This window comes from Saccharopolyspora hattusasensis, assembly GCF_050972075.1.
GTDB lineage: Bacteria > Actinomycetota > Actinomycetes > Mycobacteriales > Pseudonocardiaceae > Saccharopolyspora > Saccharopolyspora hattusasensis.
This window is the reverse complement of the sequence record NZ_JBPCDC010000001.1, coordinates 2,928,290-2,946,451: the sequence shown is the minus strand read 5'-3', so window position 1 is coordinate 2,946,451 and position 18,162 is coordinate 2,928,290. Positions and strand designations below refer to the sequence as shown.

Annotated in this window: 21 protein-coding genes; 7 read left to right on the top strand and 14 right to left on the bottom strand. The window is 68.5% G+C overall.

All coding sequences use genetic code 11. The features are described 5' to 3' along the window. Positions 1 to 53 precede the first annotated feature (53 nt). On the top strand, positions 54 to 821 hold the full coding sequence (locus ACRXBZ_RS13195) for a hypothetical protein (RefSeq protein ID WP_433879382.1): 768 nt from the start codon (positions 54 to 56) through the stop codon (positions 819 to 821). Between the two features lie 6 nt (positions 822 to 827). On the opposite strand, the gene ACRXBZ_RS13190 is transcribed toward ACRXBZ_RS13195, so the two are convergent. From ACRXBZ_RS13190 to ACRXBZ_RS13170, 5 genes are all read right to left on the bottom strand, one after another. Then, complete coding sequence (locus ACRXBZ_RS13190; RefSeq protein ID WP_433879381.1) at positions 828 to 2,147, bottom strand: DNA polymerase IV; 1,320 nt, start codon at positions 2,145 to 2,147, stop codon at positions 828 to 830. Positions 2,148 to 2,233: 86 nt separating this feature from the next. Continuing rightward, on the bottom strand, positions 2,234 to 2,359 hold the full coding sequence (locus tag ACRXBZ_RS13185) for a hypothetical protein (RefSeq protein WP_433879380.1): 126 nt from the start codon (positions 2,357 to 2,359) through the stop codon (positions 2,234 to 2,236). 228 nt (positions 2,360 to 2,587) lie between these two features. Next, positions 2,588 to 2,998: a TipAS antibiotic-recognition domain-containing protein gene (locus tag ACRXBZ_RS13180; RefSeq protein ID WP_433879379.1), complete on the bottom strand. Its 411-nt coding sequence runs from the start codon at positions 2,996 to 2,998 to the stop codon at positions 2,588 to 2,590. Between the two features lie 188 nt (positions 2,999 to 3,186). Next, positions 3,187 to 3,438 carry a hypothetical protein gene (locus ACRXBZ_RS13175; protein WP_433879378.1) on the bottom strand — a complete coding sequence of 84 codons (252 nt, stop codon included), beginning with the start codon at positions 3,436 to 3,438 and terminating at the stop codon, positions 3,187 to 3,189. Positions 3,439 to 3,452: 14 nt separating this feature from the next. Then, entirely contained in the window at positions 3,453 to 3,686 is a 234-nt protein-coding gene (locus ACRXBZ_RS13170; RefSeq protein ID WP_433879377.1) for a hypothetical protein, read from the bottom strand. A gap of 177 nt (positions 3,687 to 3,863) precedes the next feature. On the opposite strand from ACRXBZ_RS13170, the gene ACRXBZ_RS13165 reads away from it, so the two are divergent. Continuing rightward, the gene (locus ACRXBZ_RS13165) at positions 3,864 to 5,090 is read left to right on the top strand and encodes an RNA-guided endonuclease InsQ/TnpB family protein (RefSeq protein ID WP_433879376.1); all 1,227 of its coding nucleotides are present in this window, start codon (positions 3,864 to 3,866) and stop codon (positions 5,088 to 5,090) included. Positions 5,091 to 5,513: 423 nt separating this feature from the next. Continuing rightward, positions 5,514 to 5,627: a type I restriction-modification system subunit M N-terminal domain-containing protein gene (locus ACRXBZ_RS13160; RefSeq protein WP_433879375.1), complete on the top strand. Its 114-nt coding sequence runs from the start codon at positions 5,514 to 5,516 to the stop codon at positions 5,625 to 5,627. A 668-nt stretch (positions 5,628 to 6,295) separates the two neighbouring features. Here ACRXBZ_RS13160 and ACRXBZ_RS13155 read toward each other — a convergent pair. From ACRXBZ_RS13155 to ACRXBZ_RS13135, 5 genes are read right to left on the bottom strand one after another with little or no spacing between them, the layout of a single operon-like run. Next, positions 6,296 to 7,273 carry an ABC transporter substrate-binding protein gene (locus ACRXBZ_RS13155; RefSeq protein ID WP_433879374.1) on the bottom strand — a complete coding sequence of 326 codons (978 nt, stop codon included), beginning with the start codon at positions 7,271 to 7,273 and terminating at the stop codon, positions 6,296 to 6,298. 43 nt (positions 7,274 to 7,316) lie between these two features. Beyond that, positions 7,317 to 8,366: an ABC transporter permease gene (locus ACRXBZ_RS13150; protein ID WP_433879373.1), complete on the bottom strand. Its 1,050-nt coding sequence runs from the start codon at positions 8,364 to 8,366 to the stop codon at positions 7,317 to 7,319. Continuing rightward, positions 8,366 to 9,130, bottom strand: a complete 765-nt coding sequence (locus ACRXBZ_RS13145; protein ID WP_433879372.1) for an ATP-binding cassette domain-containing protein — start codon at positions 9,128 to 9,130, stop codon at positions 8,366 to 8,368. Before ACRXBZ_RS13145 ends, ACRXBZ_RS13150 begins: the two co-directional genes overlap by 1 nt. Further along, complete coding sequence (locus tag ACRXBZ_RS13140) at positions 9,127 to 10,173, bottom strand: class I mannose-6-phosphate isomerase (RefSeq protein ID WP_433879371.1); 1,047 nt, start codon at positions 10,171 to 10,173, stop codon at positions 9,127 to 9,129. The genes ACRXBZ_RS13145 and ACRXBZ_RS13140 overlap by 4 nt, the downstream gene beginning before the upstream one ends. Then, on the bottom strand, positions 10,170 to 11,144 hold the full coding sequence (locus ACRXBZ_RS13135) for a LacI family DNA-binding transcriptional regulator (RefSeq protein ID WP_433879370.1): 975 nt from the start codon (positions 11,142 to 11,144) through the stop codon (positions 10,170 to 10,172). Before ACRXBZ_RS13135 ends, ACRXBZ_RS13140 begins: the two co-directional genes overlap by 4 nt. 270 nt (positions 11,145 to 11,414) lie before the next feature. On the opposite strand from ACRXBZ_RS13135, the gene cutA reads away from it, so the two are divergent. Together cutA and ACRXBZ_RS13125 are read left to right on the top strand one after the other, a co-directional pair. Beyond that, entirely contained in the window at positions 11,415 to 11,732 is a 318-nt protein-coding gene (gene cutA / locus ACRXBZ_RS13130; protein WP_168585086.1) for a divalent-cation tolerance protein CutA, read from the top strand. A gap of 85 nt (positions 11,733 to 11,817) precedes the next feature. Beyond that, positions 11,818 to 12,168 carry a DUF3817 domain-containing protein gene (locus ACRXBZ_RS13125; protein WP_433879369.1) on the top strand — a complete coding sequence of 117 codons (351 nt, stop codon included), beginning with the start codon at positions 11,818 to 11,820 and terminating at the stop codon, positions 12,166 to 12,168. Position 12,169: 1 nt separating this feature from the next. Here ACRXBZ_RS13125 and ACRXBZ_RS13120 read toward each other — a convergent pair whose 3' ends face one another. Then, positions 12,170 to 12,670, bottom strand: coding sequence for a MarR family winged helix-turn-helix transcriptional regulator (locus ACRXBZ_RS13120; protein WP_433879368.1), 501 nt, complete (start codon positions 12,668 to 12,670; stop codon positions 12,170 to 12,172). 139 nt (positions 12,671 to 12,809) lie between these two features. Here ACRXBZ_RS13120 and ACRXBZ_RS13115 point away from each other — a divergent pair, with 139 nt between their 5' ends. Then, positions 12,810 to 13,112 (top strand): MTH1187 family thiamine-binding protein, encoded by a 303-nt coding sequence (locus ACRXBZ_RS13115; RefSeq protein ID WP_168585083.1) that lies wholly within the window; start codon positions 12,810 to 12,812, stop codon positions 13,110 to 13,112. 57 nt (positions 13,113 to 13,169) lie between these two features. Here ACRXBZ_RS13115 and ACRXBZ_RS13110 read toward each other — a convergent pair whose 3' ends face one another. Continuing rightward, positions 13,170 to 13,430 (bottom strand): hypothetical protein, encoded by a 261-nt coding sequence (locus ACRXBZ_RS13110; protein ID WP_433879367.1) that lies wholly within the window; start codon positions 13,428 to 13,430, stop codon positions 13,170 to 13,172. 329 nt (positions 13,431 to 13,759) lie between these two features. Between ACRXBZ_RS13110 and ACRXBZ_RS13105 the strand changes: the two genes are divergently transcribed. Further along, entirely contained in the window at positions 13,760 to 14,689 is a 930-nt protein-coding gene (locus tag ACRXBZ_RS13105; RefSeq protein ID WP_433883864.1) for a tetratricopeptide repeat protein, read from the top strand. A 355-nt stretch (positions 14,690 to 15,044) separates the two neighbouring features. Here ACRXBZ_RS13105 and ACRXBZ_RS13100 read toward each other — a convergent pair whose 3' ends face one another. Both ACRXBZ_RS13100 and ACRXBZ_RS13095 read right to left on the bottom strand, forming a co-directional pair. Then, entirely contained in the window at positions 15,045 to 16,424 is a 1,380-nt protein-coding gene (locus ACRXBZ_RS13100; protein ID WP_433879366.1) for a neutral zinc metallopeptidase, read from the bottom strand. 465 nt (positions 16,425 to 16,889) lie between these two features. Further along, complete coding sequence (locus ACRXBZ_RS13095; RefSeq protein ID WP_433879365.1) at positions 16,890 to 18,140, bottom strand: neutral zinc metallopeptidase; 1,251 nt, start codon at positions 18,138 to 18,140, stop codon at positions 16,890 to 16,892. Between the last annotated feature and the right edge of the window lie 22 nt (positions 18,141 to 18,162).

Genomic DNA, 18,162 nt, shown 5'->3' with positions numbered 1-18,162 from the left:
GACCCTGAGATCGACCCGGAGATCCCCACCGATCGTGATCAACTGGCAGCGGCGTGGCTACCCTGGACGGCATGAAGTGGCTTCCAGGGGGATGGCAACGGACCGACCGGGTCGAGCATGAGCGGGCGACTGTCCCGGCACACCCCCGCGGCACCGCCCGCTACGCCTCGGAGCACGCCGGTTCGCCGGAGCCCGCCACCCGGGTGCAGCCCGGCGGCGGGCACCGGCCGACGCTGCTGGGCGCCGACGCGCACGACGTCGACGTCAGTGCCAGCAGTTTCAAGGCGCTGCTCATCGGCGGCGGCATCAGCGGGCTGCTCACCGTGCTGATCGCGGCGGTGCTGGTCAACAACGGCAACAGCGTCGGAATGTGGATCTGGCAGCTCGTCTTCGGCGTGATCTTCCTGTGGTTCATCACCGCCTCCCGGGGCATGCTCAACAGCCGAGGCTTCCTGTTCGACCGCAGCGGTTTCTACGTCCGCACCCGCGGCGAGGTGTTCGGCATTGCGTGGGACGAGATCAAGGCCGTCGGGATCGGTACGCCGCCCTGGGTCCAGCATCGGCGCCCGGTCGCACCGGAGCAGCGCCACGCGCTGGAGCTCTATCCGGCGGATCCGGGGTTCGCGACGCGGCACCCGGAGCTCGAGCGCTGGCGGGTGGGGGAGGCCTCGTCGCTGCCGGGACTGCCCGGCGAGCGCTACCGGTTCCACCTGCCGCCGTTCAGCCGACTGCCGAAGGTACTGGAGGGGGCGGTGCAGGCGATCGCCCCGCAGAAGTGGGTCGGCCAGTACAAGCGGCAGCTCCCGCCGCCGCAGGCCTGAGCGCGTCTACCAGCCGAGGCTTTCCATCGGATCCGCCGAGGTCAGAGCCGGATCGTCGGTGGCGAAGGTGCGGGCCACCCCGCGCCCGCTGACGGCGGTTTCGAACCGGACGGTGACCCGGCCGTGCCCGGCGCCCTGCACCCAGCCGTGCCCGAACTCGTCCTGCCGCACGTCGTCGCCCGCCCGCCAGTGCCGGCTCGACGGCTCCGGGCGCGGCTCGGCGACCGGCCGCGCGATGGGAACCGGGGCTTCCTGCCGGTCGGCGGGGTTGTCGAACAGCGGCTCCTGCTCGGAGGTCGCCAACCCGGAGTAGGAGACGCCGACCAGCCGGACCGGGGTGCCCGGCGGGACGGCGACGGGCAGCAGCCGCCGCGCCGCGGCGGAGAGTGCGCCGAGATCGCTGGTCGCCGACGCGAACGTTTCCGCGCGGCTGATCGTGGTGAAGTCGGAATCCCGGATCTTGATCGTCACGGTGCGGGCGGCGCGCCCCGACGAAACCAGCCGACGGTGCGCGGACTCGGCCATCCCGGCGACCTCGGCCTGCAGCCGCACCGGGTCGGAGATGTCGATGTCGAACGTCGTCTCGGCGCTGACCTGCTTCGCTTCGGCGCGCTCGGCCACCGGATGCTCGTCGATGCCGTGCGCGAGGCGGTGCAGTTCGGTGCCGTGCGCCTGCCCGAGTAGCGACGTCACGTCGCCCAGCCGCAGCGCGGCGAGTTCGCCGATCGTCTGGACGCCGATGCGGTGCAGCTTCGATTCCGTCACGGGCCCGATGCCCCACATCTTGCGCACCGGCAGCCCCGACAGCAGTTCGAGCTGCTGCTCCGGCGGCACCACGAGTGTCCCGTCCGGTTTGGCCAGGCCCGACGCGATCTTGGCGAGTTGCTTGCCGGAACCCGCGCCGATCGATGCGGTCACGCCGACCTCGCGGTGCACCCGCGCGCGCAGCCGCGTGGCGAATTCCTCCACCTGCGGCGTGGCGGTACCCGCGAGTTCGGTCGGTTCCAGGAACGCCTCGTCGACCGAAACCTGCTCGACGACGTCCGAAACTTCCCGGACGATGCCCAACACGCGCTTGCTGACGGCCTGGTAGACCCGGAACCGGGGCGGGAGCACCACCGCGACCGGGCAGCGACGACGGGCCTCGGCCATCGACATCGCGGACCGCGCGCCGAACTCCCGAGCTTCGTAGCTGGCGCCGGCGACGGTGCCGCGAGGGCCGAGCCCGCCGACGAGCACCGGGCGTCCCCGGACGGTGGGGCGAGTCAGCTGCTCCACGGACGCGAAGAACGCATCCATGTCCATGTGCAGCACCCACCTCGGCATGCACGTAATTCAACGGGATGCGTCTGACATCTGCCGTCGCGGTGCCTCCCCGGTCTGGCCTGCCGGCGGCGGGTCTCCTTCAGCGCTCACTGCGGCCCGACGTCGTGAGCGGTGCCAGTGGCGATGGCTTGGAATTTGTCCGGGTTGGCCACGTTGTGGATGGTGGTGACGCGGCCGTCGGGGTCGAAGTCGAAGGTGACAGTGGCGATCACGCGGCCCGGTCCGCGCGGCCACCGTGTCCGCGCCCACGACCGGACGCAGGGCCTGGCGGACCTTGCCACCGCCGTCGGTCCACAACGTGACGTCCGGGACCCCGGGGACATGGGCCGGGTGCGGCGGTGGACACGGCGTGCGCGCACGCAGTCTCCGGATGCCTGTCCATGCCGGCGGGGCTGGTTAGCAGTTTCAATTGGGATCTGCACCCCGACGAGCGGACTTCGTCAGCGCAGCTTCGCCCACGCGTAGGTGATCATCGCGTCGCGCAGGTAGGCGGCCATGCCCTTCGGCTTCCTGCGCTCGATGCGCCTGTGAAACTTCGGCTGGTTGACGTACATTTCCGCCAGCCGCAGGTAGGAGGCCCGGTCCGGGGTCCAGAAATGGCAGAGCCAGCGGTAGTGGTCGTGGATCACCTGCTGGGTGCGGGGGTCGTTGCCGGGGACGCCGGTGGCGAAAAGTTCGGCGATCGCGGCGCTGATGCGGTTCCAGTCCTCGCCGATCTGCTGCGCGATCGCCTTCCGCTGCTCGGGGGTCATGGGGCCGTCGACGCCGGCGGTGGTGAAGTTGCCGATCAGCGCGGTGCCGTCATCGACTGCTTCGGCCTGGTCGAGACCGGGGCTCCCAAACGGCTGCACGGCGTCCCTTCCTCCCCTGATACGCGGGCACGGCGCATGACGATCAAGCGCGGACAGTCATCGCCAGCGTCGTTGATCAAGGCCGTGCTCACCTGCCCGTGGAACATTAATGGAGCAAGGCGGACGCTGCGTGTAATTGAGACGATCTGCTACCACCCTGTGATGCCCTGGTGTCATGCGGTCCGGGCTCAGTCGTCGGCCGGACCAGCCGTCCCGTCCCGCTCGTCGGTCGCCGGCCGCTCGCGTGGCGCGAGGAACACCACACCGCTTTCCAGGTCCAGCGGCCCGCCGGGGTCGTGATCGCGCGAGATGCCGGTCTGATCGCCCTCGTGCTGCAGCTTCCGGCCGGGGAAGAGTTCGCCGTATTTGCCCATGCGTCCAAGGTAGTCCCGAGCATTGGTGCGCGAACCGGTCGCGCGGCAGCAGATCCGCCAGATCACGGGCATCACGCACATCATTCTTCACCCGTCGATGCCTGGAATCCCTTGATTCCCAGCAGATGCGCCAGATGCACGTGCGCGCCGGCCTCAGCGAGCACGTCCGTGGCCCAGTACCAGCCGTTAGGTGGCCTCCAGCACCACCTCCGGCGTCTCACGGCCTTGCCGATCTCCTCGGACAGACGCAGCGGATCATTATCAATCAGCGTCAGTCCCAACCACTCGCCCAGCTCGTTCGCACGGACGATCACTGATCGATTCCGGTGCAAATCGATCCCGACGAACTGCCGCCCGTCATACTCACCGAAGAAACGTAGTGCGGAGGCCCCCGGATTTATCCGTGGGGAGGAAGCACGTCAAGCCGTGATTAACGCGTCCAGCGGTAACCATCCCACCCGATGCTTACTGGTGTCGGCCTGCTGTGTAAAATGATCAGTGTGAGGACGGCGTACAAGGTTCGGGCCTATCCCGACCCCGAGCAAGCGGCCCTGCTGGGCCGCACGTTCGGGTGCGTACGCCTCGTGTGGAACAAGACCCTCGCCGAACGCCACCGCTCCTACCACGCAACCGGCAAAAAGACCTCCTACAAGGAGACTGACGCCGCGCTGACCGCGTGGAAGAAGACTGAAGAACTGGGGTTTCTGTCCGAGGTGTCGTCGGTGCCGTTGCAGCAGACGTTGCGGCACCAGCACACCGCCTACGCGAACTTCTTCGCTGGACGTGCTCGCTACCCGCGCTTCAAGTCGCGTAACGGACGTCAGTCGGCGCACTACACGCGCAGCGCGTTTAGCCTGCGCGATGGAAAGCTGAAGCTGGCCAAGCACAACGCGCCGCTTGAGTATGTGTGGTCCTGGGGTGCAGAGGTTCTTCAGTCTCTGAATCCGACTATGGTGATCGTTTCCCGCGAGCCTGACGGCCGCTGGTACGTGACCTTCGCCGTGGACACCGACGAGCCCGAACACGCCCCGGCCACCGGCCGCACGGTCGGCGTTGACCTGGGGGTGAAAGACTTCGCTGTCCTGTCCACCGGGGAGAAGATCCCCAACGCCGGTCACGTGGACCGTAAGGCCCGCAACCTTGCCCGCTATCAACGTCAGATGGCCCGCAAGCAGCGCGGTTCAGCGAACCGCCGCAAGGCTAAAGCCAAGGTTGCCCGGGCGCACCGCAAGGTGCGGCACGCGCGGCAGGACTTCCTGCACCGCACCTCAACGGACCTGGTTCGTAACAATGACCTGGTCGCGGTCGAAGACCTCGCGGTGAGAAACATGGTCCGCAACCGGAAACTGGCCAAGGCGATCTCTGATTGCGGGTGGAGCGAGTTCCGGCGCCAGCTTGAATACAAAGCCGAGCGAGCGGGAAAGATCGTCGTTGTCGTTGACCGCTGGTACCCGAGCTCAAAGACCTGCTCGAACTGCGGGCTCCTGCTGAAGAACCTGAAACTGTCGGTGCGGCACTGGACGTGCCCCGACTGCGGCACTCGGCACGACCGGGACCACAACGCCGCGAAGAACATCCTTGCCGCTGGTCGAGCGGTAGCCGGGTGGAAACCCGGCGATGCCTGTGGAGCTGGTGTAAGCCGGGGCGAGCTTGCTCGCGCGCAGTCGGCTATGAAGCAGGAAACCCAACCTGTGAAGGTTGGATTCCCCCGCCTTTAGGCGTGGGGAGGAAGTCAATCACAGGAGCCTCCTTCAACGGGAGGAATGTGAGTAACCCCTAGCATCCGCCTGGGGAAACCCACCAGGAGCGAGGCCCCGCCCCTTCATCACATCAGTGCCTGCGAACACGGCTCCTGCAGAGGAAACCAGGCGACGTTCAAGCCTCTTAAGAAGGACGCCCCTGCGCAGCGGCCGACTCAGTGGTCCGCCCGATCATGTCATCAGGGCACTCTGCGGACTGCCCGGTTCTTAAGCGAGACCCCTCTACCGACGTCTGGCGACTACTGGTCAGGAGGCTTGGCATCGCATAGCGTCGGCCGAACAAGCGAGCACGGCCAAACGGCACCTTGGCTTCGTCTACGCTGCGAAGGTTGTCGTACCAAGTCGGATCGGCCGAAAGGCTTTTAACGTGGCCTGATCACCTTGCCGCAACTGGAGCGGCGCCTCTTCGGCGCCGCTGATGTCCTGCGCGGACGCATGAACGGCTCCGAATACCGGGACTACATCCTCGGAATGCTTCAAGCGCTGCTCCGATGAGTTCCAGGCGAGTACGAGCGCGTCTACCAGGCGCAGTTGGAGCGCACTGGCGAGGATGCCGTGGCCCGCAGATAGCTTGAGGAGCTTGAGGAGCCTGAGGAGTCGGGCCACGATTCTGGCCCAGTGTGGAAGGGCTTTAACGAGTCTGAGGTGCCACACCTTCGGTCGCGGTATCAGATGCTGTTGGATTTTCTTGGCGAATGTGGACTATCTGATGTGGACACCGCGGGATCGACGTGAGGGTCTCCTGGCAGAGCTCAGCGATCCGATGCTCCGCGGAAACGAGCTGACGAACTGAGGGCTCGATTCGACGAGCGAGTTTGGGACTTCCTTTCGGCACTCAATGTGGTGCTGCCACCAGGAACTTCGGAAGCTCATGCCAGACCTCGTGGGACGAGAACGCAGGCTTCTCGATGCGGGCACGACGGCATGGCTTGGGGAAGTTCGCAGAGCAGCCCGAGATGAGTAAACGATCAACGGAGTCCGCCAGCGCTTAGTTCGCCGACGCACCCGTCTCCGGCTTTTGACCACCCCCTGAGCGAGGCATCCAGCCGCAAGCTTTGCGGGGCAGGGTTTTTCCTGGTGAGAACATGGGATTCAGTACTTATGCCACAGGGCGGGGTGGAAGCCGGTGCGCGGGTCCCGGGCGCCGGCCCCGACCCCGAGGATCAGCACTGCGACTTGTAGAAGTACTGCGCCTGCTGGTCCATGTTGTCGCGGGTGATGGCGATCATCTCGGTCCGGGTCTCCCGCTCGACCGGCTGGCCCTTGACCGCCGCGATCGCGCGCTGGACGCCTTCCTGGCCGATCTTGCCGGGATTCTGCGCGATCAGCGCCTGGACCCGGCCGTTGCGCAGGTCGTCCACCTGCTTGGGGCTGGCGTCGAAGCCGACCAGCTGCACCTGCCCCGACTTGCCCGCGTTGGACAGCGCGGTGGCAGCGCCCTCACCGGTGTTGAGGTTGGTGCCGAACACGCCGACCAGGTCCGGCGTCGCGGCCAGCGTCGACGACACGATCTGCGCGGCCGTGGCCGGTTCGTTCTCGGTGTACTGGGTGGGCAGCAGCTTCAGGTTCGGGTGCTTGCCGATTTCCTCCTCGAAGCCCCTGGCCCGCTCGTCGGTGGTGGAGGTGCCCGCCTTCGTGTTCAGCGCCAGCACCGATCCCGGCTTGTCGCCGACCAGCTTCGCCAGGGTCTGCGCGGCCAGCTGGCCGCCCGCATAGTTGTCGGAAGACAGCGAGGTGACCGCGATGGAGCGGTCCTCCAGCGCGGTGTCGACCTCGACGACCTGGATGCCGTTGCTCTTGGCCTGTTGCAGCGGCGCGGCCAGCGCCTTGTCGTCGGTGGGCGCGATGAGCACCGCGCCGGGTTTGGTGCTGACGATGCCGCCCAGGATCTGCGACTGCTCGGCCTGCTCGAACTTCTCCGGGGCCTGCGTGTTCAGCTGGTAGCCCTGCGCGGCGGCCTCCTGCTGCGCCGCGCATTCGATGGACACGTAGAACGGCTCGCCGCGCATCCCGGTGATCAGGGCGAGGTTCTTGTTGTTGGGGTCGGTCTGCCCGCTGCCGGTGTCGCCGATCTGGCCTGATCCGCAGCCGGCCAGCAGCAGCACCGCTCCAAGCGCCAGCGCGGTCTTGTGCGTTCTCATCAGGGTTCTACCTCCACACGCCGTTGTGCCGATGATCGAGAGGTCAGCGGCTGTTTCGCGCCCGCCGTCTGCGCTGGTCCAGCCACACCGCGGCGACCAGGACCGCGCCGACCGCGATCGGTTGCCAGAACGGCCGCACCCCGGCCATCACGAACCCCGCGTCGAGCACCGCCGGGATGAACACGCCGATGACGCTGCCGACCACGGTGCCGATGCCGCCGAACAGGCTGGTCCCGCCCAGCACGACGGCCGCGATCGCGTTCAGGTTGTCGTTGCTGTGGCCGCTGATCGTGGTGGTGCCGAAGTAGGCCAGCGACATGAACCCGGCCAGCCCGGCCAGCACCCCGGTCAAGGTGTAGATGGCGACCAGGTGGCGGGTGACCCTGATGCCGCTGCGGCGGGCGGCCTCGGCGTTCGAGCCGATCGCGTAGGTGTAGCGGCCGAAGGCCGTGGTGTGCAGCAGCCAGAGCGCCAGCAGCGTGATCACCGCCGCAAGGATCACGAGGTTCGGCACCACGACGAACGACGTGCCGGTGCCGAGGGTCTTCCGCAGCGCACCGGGCACGGTGCGCACGTCGACGCCGTTGGTGAGCAGCTGGGCGGCACCGAGTGCCGCGCCGAACGAGCCGAGCGTGACGATCAGCGCCGGGACCCGGGCGACGGCCACGAGCAGCCCGTTGAGCAGGCCCCACAGCGCGCCGCCGACCAGCGCGATCAGCAGGCCGATCAAGATCACGCCCCAACCGGCGTTCGTCGCGTCGCCGCCGCTGAGCCATTCCATGGTCATCGCGGACACGACGCCGGCGAACACCAGCACCGAACCAACCGACAGGTCGATGCCGGAGGTGATGATCACGAAGGTCATGCCGACGGCGAGCATCAGCAGCGGTGCCGCCTGCACCAGCAGGTTCTGCACGTTGAACAGGGTGGGGAAGGCGTCCGGGCGGATCGCGCTGAACAGCACGCACAGCGCGACGAGCACCAAGCCCGTCCACAGCGTGTTCGAGGCGGTCAGCCGCGCGCCGAGGCTCTTGGTCGGCGCGGCCACATCTTCGTCCGCAGTGGATTTCTGAGTTCTCTGCTCGGTGGGCATCAGCTCGCGTCCTCCTGCGACAGTGCACCGGTCATGGCGCCGACCAGGTCTTCCAAGGTCGCCTCCGCGGCGCTGAACGCCGCCACCCGGCTGCCGAGGCGTAACACCTCGACGCGATCCGAGACCGACAGGACCTCCGGCATGTTGTGGCTGATCAGCACCACCGAGATGCCGGTGTCGCGGACCCGGCGGATCACGTCCAGCACGCGTTCGCGCTGCACGACACCCAGCGCGGCGGTGGGTTCGTCCATGAACACGAGCTTGTCCGCCCATGCAACCGAGCGCGCCACGGCGACGCTCTGCCGCTGCCCACCGGACAACGAGCCGATCGGAACCGAAAGGTCTTGCAGCGACACCCCGAACTTGGCGAACTGCTCGGCGGCCTGCGTACGCATCTTCGCCTTGTCCAGCATGCCGAGCCGACCGAGCATCCCGGGCCGCCGGATCTCCCGGCCCAGGAACAGGTTCGCGGCCGGGTCGAGGTCCGGCGCCACCGCGAGGTCCTGGTAGGCGGTCTCGATGCCGTGCGCCCGGGCGGCGGCGGGGGAGTCGAGCGTCACCGGCTTGCCGGAGACCAGGATCTGCCCCGAATCCGGCTGCTCGACCCCGGAAAGGCATTTCACCAGCGTCGACTTGCCCGCGCCATTGTCCCCGACGAGGGCGACGACCTCGCCCGGACGAACTGTGAACGACGCGCCGCGCAGCGCCTCCACGCTCCCGTACCGCTTGACCAGATCGCGACCTTCCAACAGCGGTTCGGTCATCTCGGGCTCCCGGCTCCCGGCGGGCGGCAGTGCACAACGGTGAGGTCTCCTTCGAGCTGGGCGGCCCCGGCGGAATGCGGGACGACGGCGGTGCTGCCGCGGTGCAGCGGCAGGTCGACGCCGCCCGAGCGCAACTTCCCGCTGCCGTCCAGCACAACGAGCACGCCGAAGGACGGTTCGAGCTCGACGGTGCCGTGCAGCCGGTCGGCGCGGAAGAACGGGGCGGCGTCCTCGGCCAGCAGCGGAACACGCGGGGCGACGTCGTCCGCGGTGCGCTTGATCAGCGAATTCAGGACCGAGTCGTTGAAACCGGATCGGTTGAGGGTCTCGAGCGCGGTCCGCTGGTCCAGGCCGAGGAACGCGCCCTCGGCATCGGCCAGGAACCCCTGCCACTCCAACGTGATCGAGAAGTCCGTCGGCTGCTGCAACTCGACGATGAACACGCCCTCGCCGATGGCGTGCGGCGTGCCGGCGGGAACGTGCACGGTGTCGCCTGGCCGTACGCGGATCTCGTTGAGCGAACCGAGCATCGCCGAGGAATCCTGGGTGGTCACCCACTCGGCGACCACCTCCGGCGCGACGTCATCGCGGAAACCCAAGTACACCACCGGGTTCGCGCCGGAGGTGCCGATCACGATCCACGCCTCGGTCTTGCCGAACCGGGAACCCAGGTGCTGCCGGGCGAAGGCGTCCGAAGGATGGCAGTGCACCGGCAGCCGTTGCCCCGCGTCCAACAGCTTGACCAGCAGCGCGGTGCTGTCGCCGAAGGCCGCCACGTGCTCGCTCCCCAACCACGAGCCGGGGTCGGCGGTCACCGCGTCTCGCAGCCACCGCCCGTCCGGCAGGCGCGACAGGCCCGACTCGGCTTGGCCGAAGCGCGTCGTGGTGGATGCGACCCAGTCCTCCGGGCCGAACTTCTGGTCGTCGTCTCCGCCGCGCAGCGCGGCGATCGACGCACCACCCCGGTAGAACTGGCGGGGCTGGTTGGACGGCAGGGCGATCGCGGACGCCGGGGCGGTCTGATCATTGTGGACAGTACTCAACGTGTTACCTCTCCGGAACCTCTTGCCAGCAGGCGAGTGGGAACGACCATGCGACGTGGTGGGGTGCGGTCGCCGCCCAACCGCGCGAACAGCAACTCCGCCGCCGACCGCCCCAGCGCCCACGTGTCGTGGGTGACCACGCTGATTGGCGGGTCGAGGAGGTCGGCGAGCTCGAAGTCGTCGAAGCCGACGAGCGCCGGGCGCGACGGCTGACCGGCCAGCGCCCGCAAGGCGTGGATGGTGATCCGGTTGTTGCCGGTCACCAGCGCGGTCGCGCGACGCAACGTGGACCGCAATGCCCGCGCCACCGACTCGTCGGTGTGCGGGCCCATCAGGACCAGGCCGGGAGAGAACGGCACCCCGGCCCGTGCGCAACCTTCCCGGAAACCGCGCAACCGCTCGGCGGCCGTGTGGATTTCCGGGGCGTCGCCCAGGAACGCGATCTTCCGGTGCCCGTGCTCGGCCAGGTGGCGCACGGCGAGCGCGGTGCCGCCGGCGTTGTCGATCAACACGGTGTCGGCGTCGAGGTTGCCCGGCGGCCGGTCCACGAACACCACCGGCGTCCCGGCGTTGATCTCGTGCGCGATGTACCCGTGCTGGTGACCGGCGGGAACCACGAGCAGCCCGTCGACCCGGCGGGCGCAGAACTCCAGCACCAGCTCGCGTTCCCGAGCCGGGTCCTCATCGGACGAACCGGTCAGCACCTGCTTGCCCTGCACCCGCGCGACTTCCTCGACCGCGCGGGTCAGCACCGAGTAGAACGGGTTCGCCAGGTCCTCCAGCACCAGGCCCAGCGTGCCGGTCCCGGTGCCCCGGCGGAGGTTGCGGGCGCTGAGGTTGCGGCGGAACCCGAGCTGGTCGATGGCGGCCAGCACCCGCTCCGCGGTCGCCGGATGCACGCCGCTCTCGGCGTTGACGACCCGCGAAACGGTCTTGATGCTCACGCCCGCCAGCCGCGCCACATCGTTCATCGTGGCGCGCCGGGCGTTCCCAAATTCAGACAACGTTGTCATGACGAGCGGCATTGGATCGCGGCCCGCCGACGCCTGTCAATGGCACCGGCCGATTCTGCGTGCACCTGGCCCCGGAACATCCGCCGATCGGACCACCACCCACCGCCGCGACCCGGGGCCGGAGGTGACAGGAAGGTTCCCATCCTCACACCCGCCGAACCCCGTCCAGCGCCGCGCCCACCCGGCCTGACGATCGGCTCCGCGGCGGGTGCTGGCTACTCTGGGCTCATGGCTGATCATGTGCAGGTCGTGACTACCACCGGCTCGGAGCAGGCGGCCGCCGAGCTGGCTCGCGGCGTCGTCGAGGCGCGGCTGGGGGCGTGCGTGCAGGTCGTGCCCATCCGCAGCTTCTACGTGTGGGAAGGCGCGGCGCAGGACGACGCCGAATGGCAGCTGCAGATCAAGACCTCCGCCGGGCGGCTCGCCACGCTGGTCGAGCACCTCCGGGCCAATCACAGCTACGACGTGCCGGAGATCATCGCCACGCCGATCATCGGCGGCAACCCCGACTACCTGGCCTGGGTCGACGACCAGACCCGTCCATAACGGACCGGGGTCGGTGTGATCGGCGGCACCCGGCACACTCGCAGGGGATTGCCGTTGGAACGGAAGTGGGTTTGACGTGCCGCGTATGTATGCCGGATGGTTCCGGGCGGTGGCGATCGCCGAGGCGTTCTCGTGGGTCGGTCTGCTGGTGGCGATGGCGTTCAAGTACGGCCTGCAGCAGGCGCTCGGCGTGACGGTCATGGGCTGGGTCCACGGGCTGGTGTTCACCGCCTACGTGGTGACCTGCCTCGTCGTGTTCAGCCCGCTGCGCTGGCGGTTCGGGGTGCTCGTCCTGGCACTGGTGGCGTCGATCCCGCCGTTGGCGTCGGTGTGGTTCGAGCGCTGGGCGAACGGTCGCGGGCTGCTGGCCGAATCGGATTCGGACGAGCCGACGTTTTGGGGCCGGGTCCGGTACGCGCTGCGCGAGTTGAACTGACTCAGAAGTCCCCGGCCGCGTGCCGCACCTTGCCGAGCAGCTCGGTGAGCTGCTGGGTCTGCCGCTCGGTGATGCCGCGCATCCCGAAGTCGATCTCGGTGACCGATTCGGTCGCCTTCTTCATCAGGTCCCGGCCGTCCTCGGTGATCTCCACCAGGGTGGTGCGCCGGTCCGTGGGGTGCGGCACCCGCCGGACCAGACTGTCCTGCTCCAGTCTGTCGACGATGTTGGTGACGCTGGTCGGGTGCAGCTGGAGTCGGTCGCCCATGACGCGCATCGGGAGGCTGCCGCGCCGCGAGAAGGTCAGCAGCACCAGCGCCTCGTAGCGGGCGAACGTCAGGTTGTGCGGTCGCAACGCGCTGTCGACCGCCGATTGGAGGATCTGCTGGACCCGCATCACGCTCGTCACTGCGGCCATCGTCGTCGACGGGCCTACCCGGTCGGCCCAGATCTCGGCCGCGCGAGCGATGGGGTCGAAGGGCAGTGGGCTACGGGTGCTCATGGTGTTCGACGCTAGCAGCGGTTACCGGCGAGTTCACCGCTGTGGTGCAGCAGCGGCCGAAATCAGCGGAACCGCCGCAGCGTTGGAGATGATCGGGTCGACCGTCGGACGGCGGTGCAGACGGAATGGAGGAGCCGAGGTGCTGGTTGCGTTCAGCGTGGCCCCGAGCGGGGTCGGGGACAGCGACAGTGTCAGCGAAGCGGTCGCGGCCGCGGTCAAGGTGGTGCGGGAGTCCGGTCTGCCGCACGAGACGACCTCGATGTTCACCACAATCGAGGGAGAGTGGGACGAGGTGATGGACGTGGTGAAGCGCGCCACCGAGGCCGCGTCGGCCAACGCGCCGCGCACCAGCCTCGTGCTCAAGGCCGACATCCGTCCCGGGCACACCGATCAGCTGCACGCGAAGGTGCGCCGGGTCGAGGAGCACCTGCGCGGGGAGTAGGCGCAGCAATAGACCGGGGGCGGCTTCGCGGCCGCCCCCGGTCCGGTGTTGCTGGGGTCAGAGCCCGGCCTTCGGGTGGTCGACGACCGGCGCGTTCACGCACTGGTTGACCTGTGGCGACACGCTCGGCACGACGACGCCGATCAGCGCGCCGACGTTGTTGCCGCACAGCTGCACCGGGGCGGCGCTGATGTTGTTGTCGTTGACCGCGTTGACGCCGTCGTTGTCGGCGCTGTCCGCGAACGCGGCGCTGCCGAGGGTCAGGACGCCGAGGGTGGCGGCACCGGCGACACCCGCAACACGGGTAGCAATACGCACTGTTTCGTACCTCTCGTTGAACAACTGGCTGAAGGTCCCCCATTTGGAGGCCCCGCAGACCCGCGAGAAAGCAACCGTCCCTCGCGGGGCTCCACTTTTCCCTTCGGCGATCAGATCCGCCGAACCTTAGGGGTGAATCGGCCCTGCCACCTGCTCGAGCGACATCTGTTCACTGCCTCGGTTTGATCTAGGGACTTTGTTGGCGTGTCGATTTTGGTTGCTCGGCGTCGCGGGTCGCGGAACATTCACCGCCCAGCTGCCACGCGGCCGGTGGGACATGTCAGGATGGAGGCGTGACGAGGCCGGATCCACGCCAGAACGCAGCAGCTATGTCCGCCGCGATGGCGGGCGCAGTCGACCTGTCGGCCCTGAAGAACCGGGCCGAAGCAACCTCCAGGGCCGCCCGCCAGGCACCCGCAACCAACGGCGAAAGCGGTGCGGCGCCGGCGACCGCTGCGGTGATCGACGTGACCGAGGCCACCTTCCAGGCCGAGGTCGTCGAGAAGTCCATGCAGGTGCCTGTGGTTGTCGACCTCTGGGCGACCTGGTGCGGTCCGTGCAAGCAGCTCTCCCCGGTGCTCGAACGACTCGCCCGGGAGGCCAACGGCGCCTGGGTGCTGGCCAAGATCGACGTCGACGCGAACCCGCGCATCGCGCAGCTGTTCCAGGTGCAGTCGGTGCCCATGGTGATCGCCATCGCCGGTGGGCAGCCGGTGGACGCCTTCGCCGGTGCCCTCCCGGAACCGCAGATCCGCCAGTGGATCGACTCGCTGCTGAACGCCCTGCGCGACCAGATGCCCTGCATCCGCGCCGCCGAAGAGGGCGTCGAGCCGGCCGCCGAGGAGCCCGAGGACCCGCGGTTCACCGCCGCCGAGGACGCGCTGGAGCGCGGTGACTACGCCGCCGCCGAGGCCGCCTACCAGCAGATCCTCGCCTCCGAGCCGAACAACGAGCAGGCCAAGGCGGCGCTGTCGCAGGTCCGCTTCACGGCGCGCGCCGAGCAGGCCGACCCGGCCGCGATCGAGCGCGCCGACGCGGCCCCGGAGGTCATCGACGCCCAGCTCGCCGCCGCCGACGCGGAGGTCGCCGTCGGCCGGGTTGCGGAGGGCTTCGACCGGCTGATCCGCGCGATCAAGCGCACCTCCGGCGACGACCGGGACCGGATCCGCCAGCACCTGATCGAGATGTTCGAGATCTTCCCGGAGGGCGACGACCGGGTCGTGGCGGCCCGCAGGGCGCTCGCCAGCGCCCTGTTCTGAGCCCAGGACGCATGGGAAGCGGCGATTTCGCGAGAAATCGCCGCTCCCCACGCGTGCCAGGTGGCGATTTCGCGCGAAATCGCCACTCCTTCCTTTCCTGGTGATGGGCCGCCTCCGCGCGCCCAGCTGGCTCGGGGTTCGTCGACGATCGGTTAGGCGATCAGCTGTCGCGGGTTTTCCGCCCCGCGCCCACGCTGAGACCGCCGGGGTCCCGTGCGTTGAGGAGGCCGTCCCAGCAAAGATTCCGCCCGAGGGTCATGCCCGTGGGACGCCCGTGACCGGTTCGGGTTGTTCCGGCGAAAAGAAAAGCGGTGTCGCCCCGGTAATCCGGGACGACACCGCAGGTTCGGTCAGCTCAGCCGCCGTACTTGGTGCTGCACGGGGCAAATCCCTCCTGGACGCCGACCCGGAAAGCCTCCACCCGCGCGAACCCGACGCGCACCTGGTCGCCGTGGACGTTCGCCGCGATCAGGCTGTTCTCGCCGAGCAGCGCTGACACTCCCTCGTCGATGTCGTCCGGCACGATCCGCAGGTTGCCGACGGGGTTGCGCTGCCCGATCGGGTCCTCGACCAGCAGCCCGCTCCACGAACCGACCATGCAGGCGGTGCGCAGGCCGGCGGCCTCGTCGTCCAGCGGCAGGCCCGCGGCCTTCTGCACCGACAGCGCATACCTGGACGCCACCTGGGCGTATGCGGCGAAATCGCCGTAGCCGCTGGTGTCCCCGTTCTTGCTTGGCGGTTGGGCGATCTTCTGCAGGGCGGGAATGTCCAACGAGATCGTGTTCGTGCTCGGGCAGTAGGACGCAGGTGAGGTGGCCTGCTCGCGACCGCACGGCTTCAGTTCTTTGACGATCTTGGGCGGCTCGGCGCCGGTGTCGCGGAACACCGTGCGCAGGCTCTGCTCCACCGCGTTGAGGCTCTTCTGGTCCACCGGGAGATCAGTGTCCTGCTTCTGGATCGGCTTCCACGCCTGGAAGAGCGTGGTGCGCTTCTGGACGTCGCCGAAGTCCATCTTGGCGCAGCGCTGCGGGCCCTCGCTGAAGCCGAACTGGAACGCCGTGACCCGGTCGAACGCGGATCCGTGCGCGCTTCCGTCCCGGAAGTCGGAATCACCCGGGGAGTCCCGGATGAAGTTCAGCACGCCCATGACCTGGTTGAGGCCTTCGCCGGTGGAAACCTGGAAGTACTTCGAGGATCCCTCGGCGACGTGCCGGAAGTACGCGCCGGTGAAGCAGTCCGCCTGCTGCTCCAGCACGATCACCTGGTCGTTCGACGTGGCCGTGCCCGCGCGGTGCTGCACGGCGTGCCCCATCTCGTGCGCGAGCACCGTCACCACGGCCATCGGCCCGAAGCTGTTGTTGAGCTCCGGGAGCAGGGTGCTGCGGTCCCACGCGATGAAGTCCTCCGGTGGGCAGTAGAACGCGTTGACCACGCCGGCCGTGTTCTCCCCGCAAAGTTGGATGCCGGGGCCGCCCGAGTCGTATGACACCAACCGCCTGACCGGCTCGAAGCGCTTGCCGGGGAAAGCCTTCGGGAAGGTCTCGGTCCAGTAGGTGTCGATGTCGGCGACCGCGTTGCGCGCGAGCTTGTCCATCGCGCCGTTGTCGGTGCCCTCCACCGGTAACGACGACTCCGGCGCGCTGTCCTTGGGACCGCTGGGACCGTTGCTGGCGGGCAGGCCGGCGACTTCGGTGGTCGAATAGCCGCCGAGCGTCGTCGGGGTGCCGCTGACCACCTGCGAGCACCCGCCGACGAGGGCGGTGCATGCGAGCACCGAGACAGCGGTACCGAGGATCCGCTTCCGCCGTCGGCTTCTTGTCGATACCGGTACCACTGCCGCGCCCCATCCTGCTGACCGAAGTCCTCTTGCCACCGAGCCGGCCCTGAGCCGCTCGATGCCCGAAGCAGCCTATCGGTTGCGAGATCGACCCCACGTGCGATCTGGCCGGATCCGGGGTCGGCCGGATGGCAGGAAGGTTCCCTTGCTCTCGTACGGCTGCGGGTGGATGGCAGGAAGGTTCCCTTGCTCTCGTACGGCTGCGGCCGGATGAAAGGAAGTTCCCGGCGAGAGCTCAGGCTCTTGATGCAGGCGGCAAAGCTCCACCGGGAGGTCGCCCGTCAGCGCCAGGACACCGCCCGTAAGGAGCGCCACCGGCCCGGGATCATCCGGGCGCGCGCCGCCTTTTACGCGAAGTCCTGATCAGCCGCAGGATGCCGCGCCGCCGAGAGCTCCGGTGCGCAAGGCCGCGATCCGGTCGAATCCCGTCAGCGAATTCGCGCCATGCGCGTCGCGGGAGACGTCGTCGGATTCGAGTGTGATCGTGACGGCTTCGTCGAGGTCGCCCGCCGACAGCGCGGGTTGCGCAGCCGTGTAAGCGCCGGTGAGGCAGGCGATCTGCTTGCCCGCTACGGGTCCGGTGGTGGGGCGGCCGAGTTCGGTGAGGGCGGCCAGCGCGAATCGGGAGGCGAGCAGCGTGGTGACGGCCTGGTCGCCGATGCTGCGGTGCGGTCCGGCCAGCGCTGCGCGGTCGACGACGATAGTCGGGGGTTGCGGGCAGAACTGCGCGGCGCCGGTTGTTCCGGGACATCCGGGCGCGGAGCGGACGGCAGGCGGGGTCCACCGCCCGCCGCGCTGCGTGACGAGAGCGCCGAAGTAGCCGGTGATGCGATCGGTGCGCAGGACGTCGTCCAGCGGTTTGTTCGGATCGTCCGGAGTTGCTTCCGCCAGCGATGTTCCGGTCACGTCGGCGCAGCGTCGCGCGCCCTCGAGAAATCCGCTCTGGAAGGCCGAAATGCGGTCGAAGGCGGTGCCGTGGGCGTCGGTGCTCTTCGTGCTCACCGGGTCGCGGAAGATGATGAGCGCACGCATCGCGCGGTCCAGTTGTGCAGGGTTGATGCGCAGGTGCTCGGCGTGACCGTCCACGACCCAGCGGATGAACGAACCCGAGTAGCAGTCCGCCATCGCTTCGAGACTTATCGGAGCGCCATCGGCATCCAGTCCGGCGCGTCGCTGCACCGCGTGGCCGATCTCGTGCGCGAGCACCACAGCAACCGATGCGTCGCCGTAGTGCTCTCGCAGGACCGGGACCAGCGCTGCGCGGTCCCAGGCAATGGCGTCGACCGTGGCGCAGTAGTACGCGTTGCCTTCGATGTCCTTCACATCGGCCGCGCAGGGCGGCGGGGCGCCGGTGCCGTTGGTGTCGACCGAGAAGAAGCCGCCGTCGAGGTCCCGCCAGGGTGCGCCGAACACCGCCGGGTACTGCGCTGCCCAGTACCGCTGGAGGTCGGTGACGATCGTGGCCGCGAGCCGGTCGGTGTCGCCTTGGTCGGTGCCGTGCACGAACGACGGGGCGACCGTGGGATCGGCCACAGGGTCCGGTTGCGGTGGTGTTGCCGCGCAAGCGCCGGCGATCAGCAAGCTCACCAACGCCACCAGTCCAATCGCGCGCACGCAGCCAAGGTTCCCATCGGCC

What these genes read in the sequence shown, in the direction of transcription:
- cutA (WP_168585086.1), top strand. Translation starts at nt 11,415, where the DNA reads ATGGCTGATCATGTGCAGGTCGTGACTACCACCGGCTCGGAGCAGGCG.
- ACRXBZ_RS13120 (WP_433879368.1), bottom strand. Translation starts at nt 12,670, where the DNA reads ATGAGCACCCGTAGCCCACTGCCCTTCGACCCCATCGCTCGCGCGGCC.
- ACRXBZ_RS13150 (WP_433879373.1), bottom strand. Translation starts at nt 8,366, where the DNA reads ATGCCCACCGAGCAGAGAACTCAGAAATCCACTGCGGACGAAGATGTG.
- ACRXBZ_RS13105 (WP_433883864.1), top strand. Translation starts at nt 13,760, where the DNA reads ATGTCCGCCGCGATGGCGGGCGCAGTCGACCTGTCGGCCCTGAAGAAC.
- ACRXBZ_RS13165 (WP_433879376.1), top strand. Translation starts at nt 3,864, where the DNA reads ATGATCAGTGTGAGGACGGCGTACAAGGTTCGGGCCTATCCCGACCCC.
- ACRXBZ_RS13125 (WP_433879369.1), top strand. Translation starts at nt 11,818, where the DNA reads ATGTATGCCGGATGGTTCCGGGCGGTGGCGATCGCCGAGGCGTTCTCG.
- ACRXBZ_RS13145 (WP_433879372.1), bottom strand. Translation starts at nt 9,130, where the DNA reads ATGACCGAACCGCTGTTGGAAGGTCGCGATCTGGTCAAGCGGTACGGG.
- ACRXBZ_RS13190 (WP_433879381.1), bottom strand. Translation starts at nt 2,147, where the DNA reads ATGCCGAGGTGGGTGCTGCACATGGACATGGATGCGTTCTTCGCGTCC.
- ACRXBZ_RS13135 (WP_433879370.1), bottom strand. Translation starts at nt 11,144, where the DNA reads ATGAACGATGTGGCGCGGCTGGCGGGCGTGAGCATCAAGACCGTTTCG.
- ACRXBZ_RS13155 (WP_433879374.1), bottom strand. Translation starts at nt 7,273, where the DNA reads ATGAGAACGCACAAGACCGCGCTGGCGCTTGGAGCGGTGCTGCTGCTG.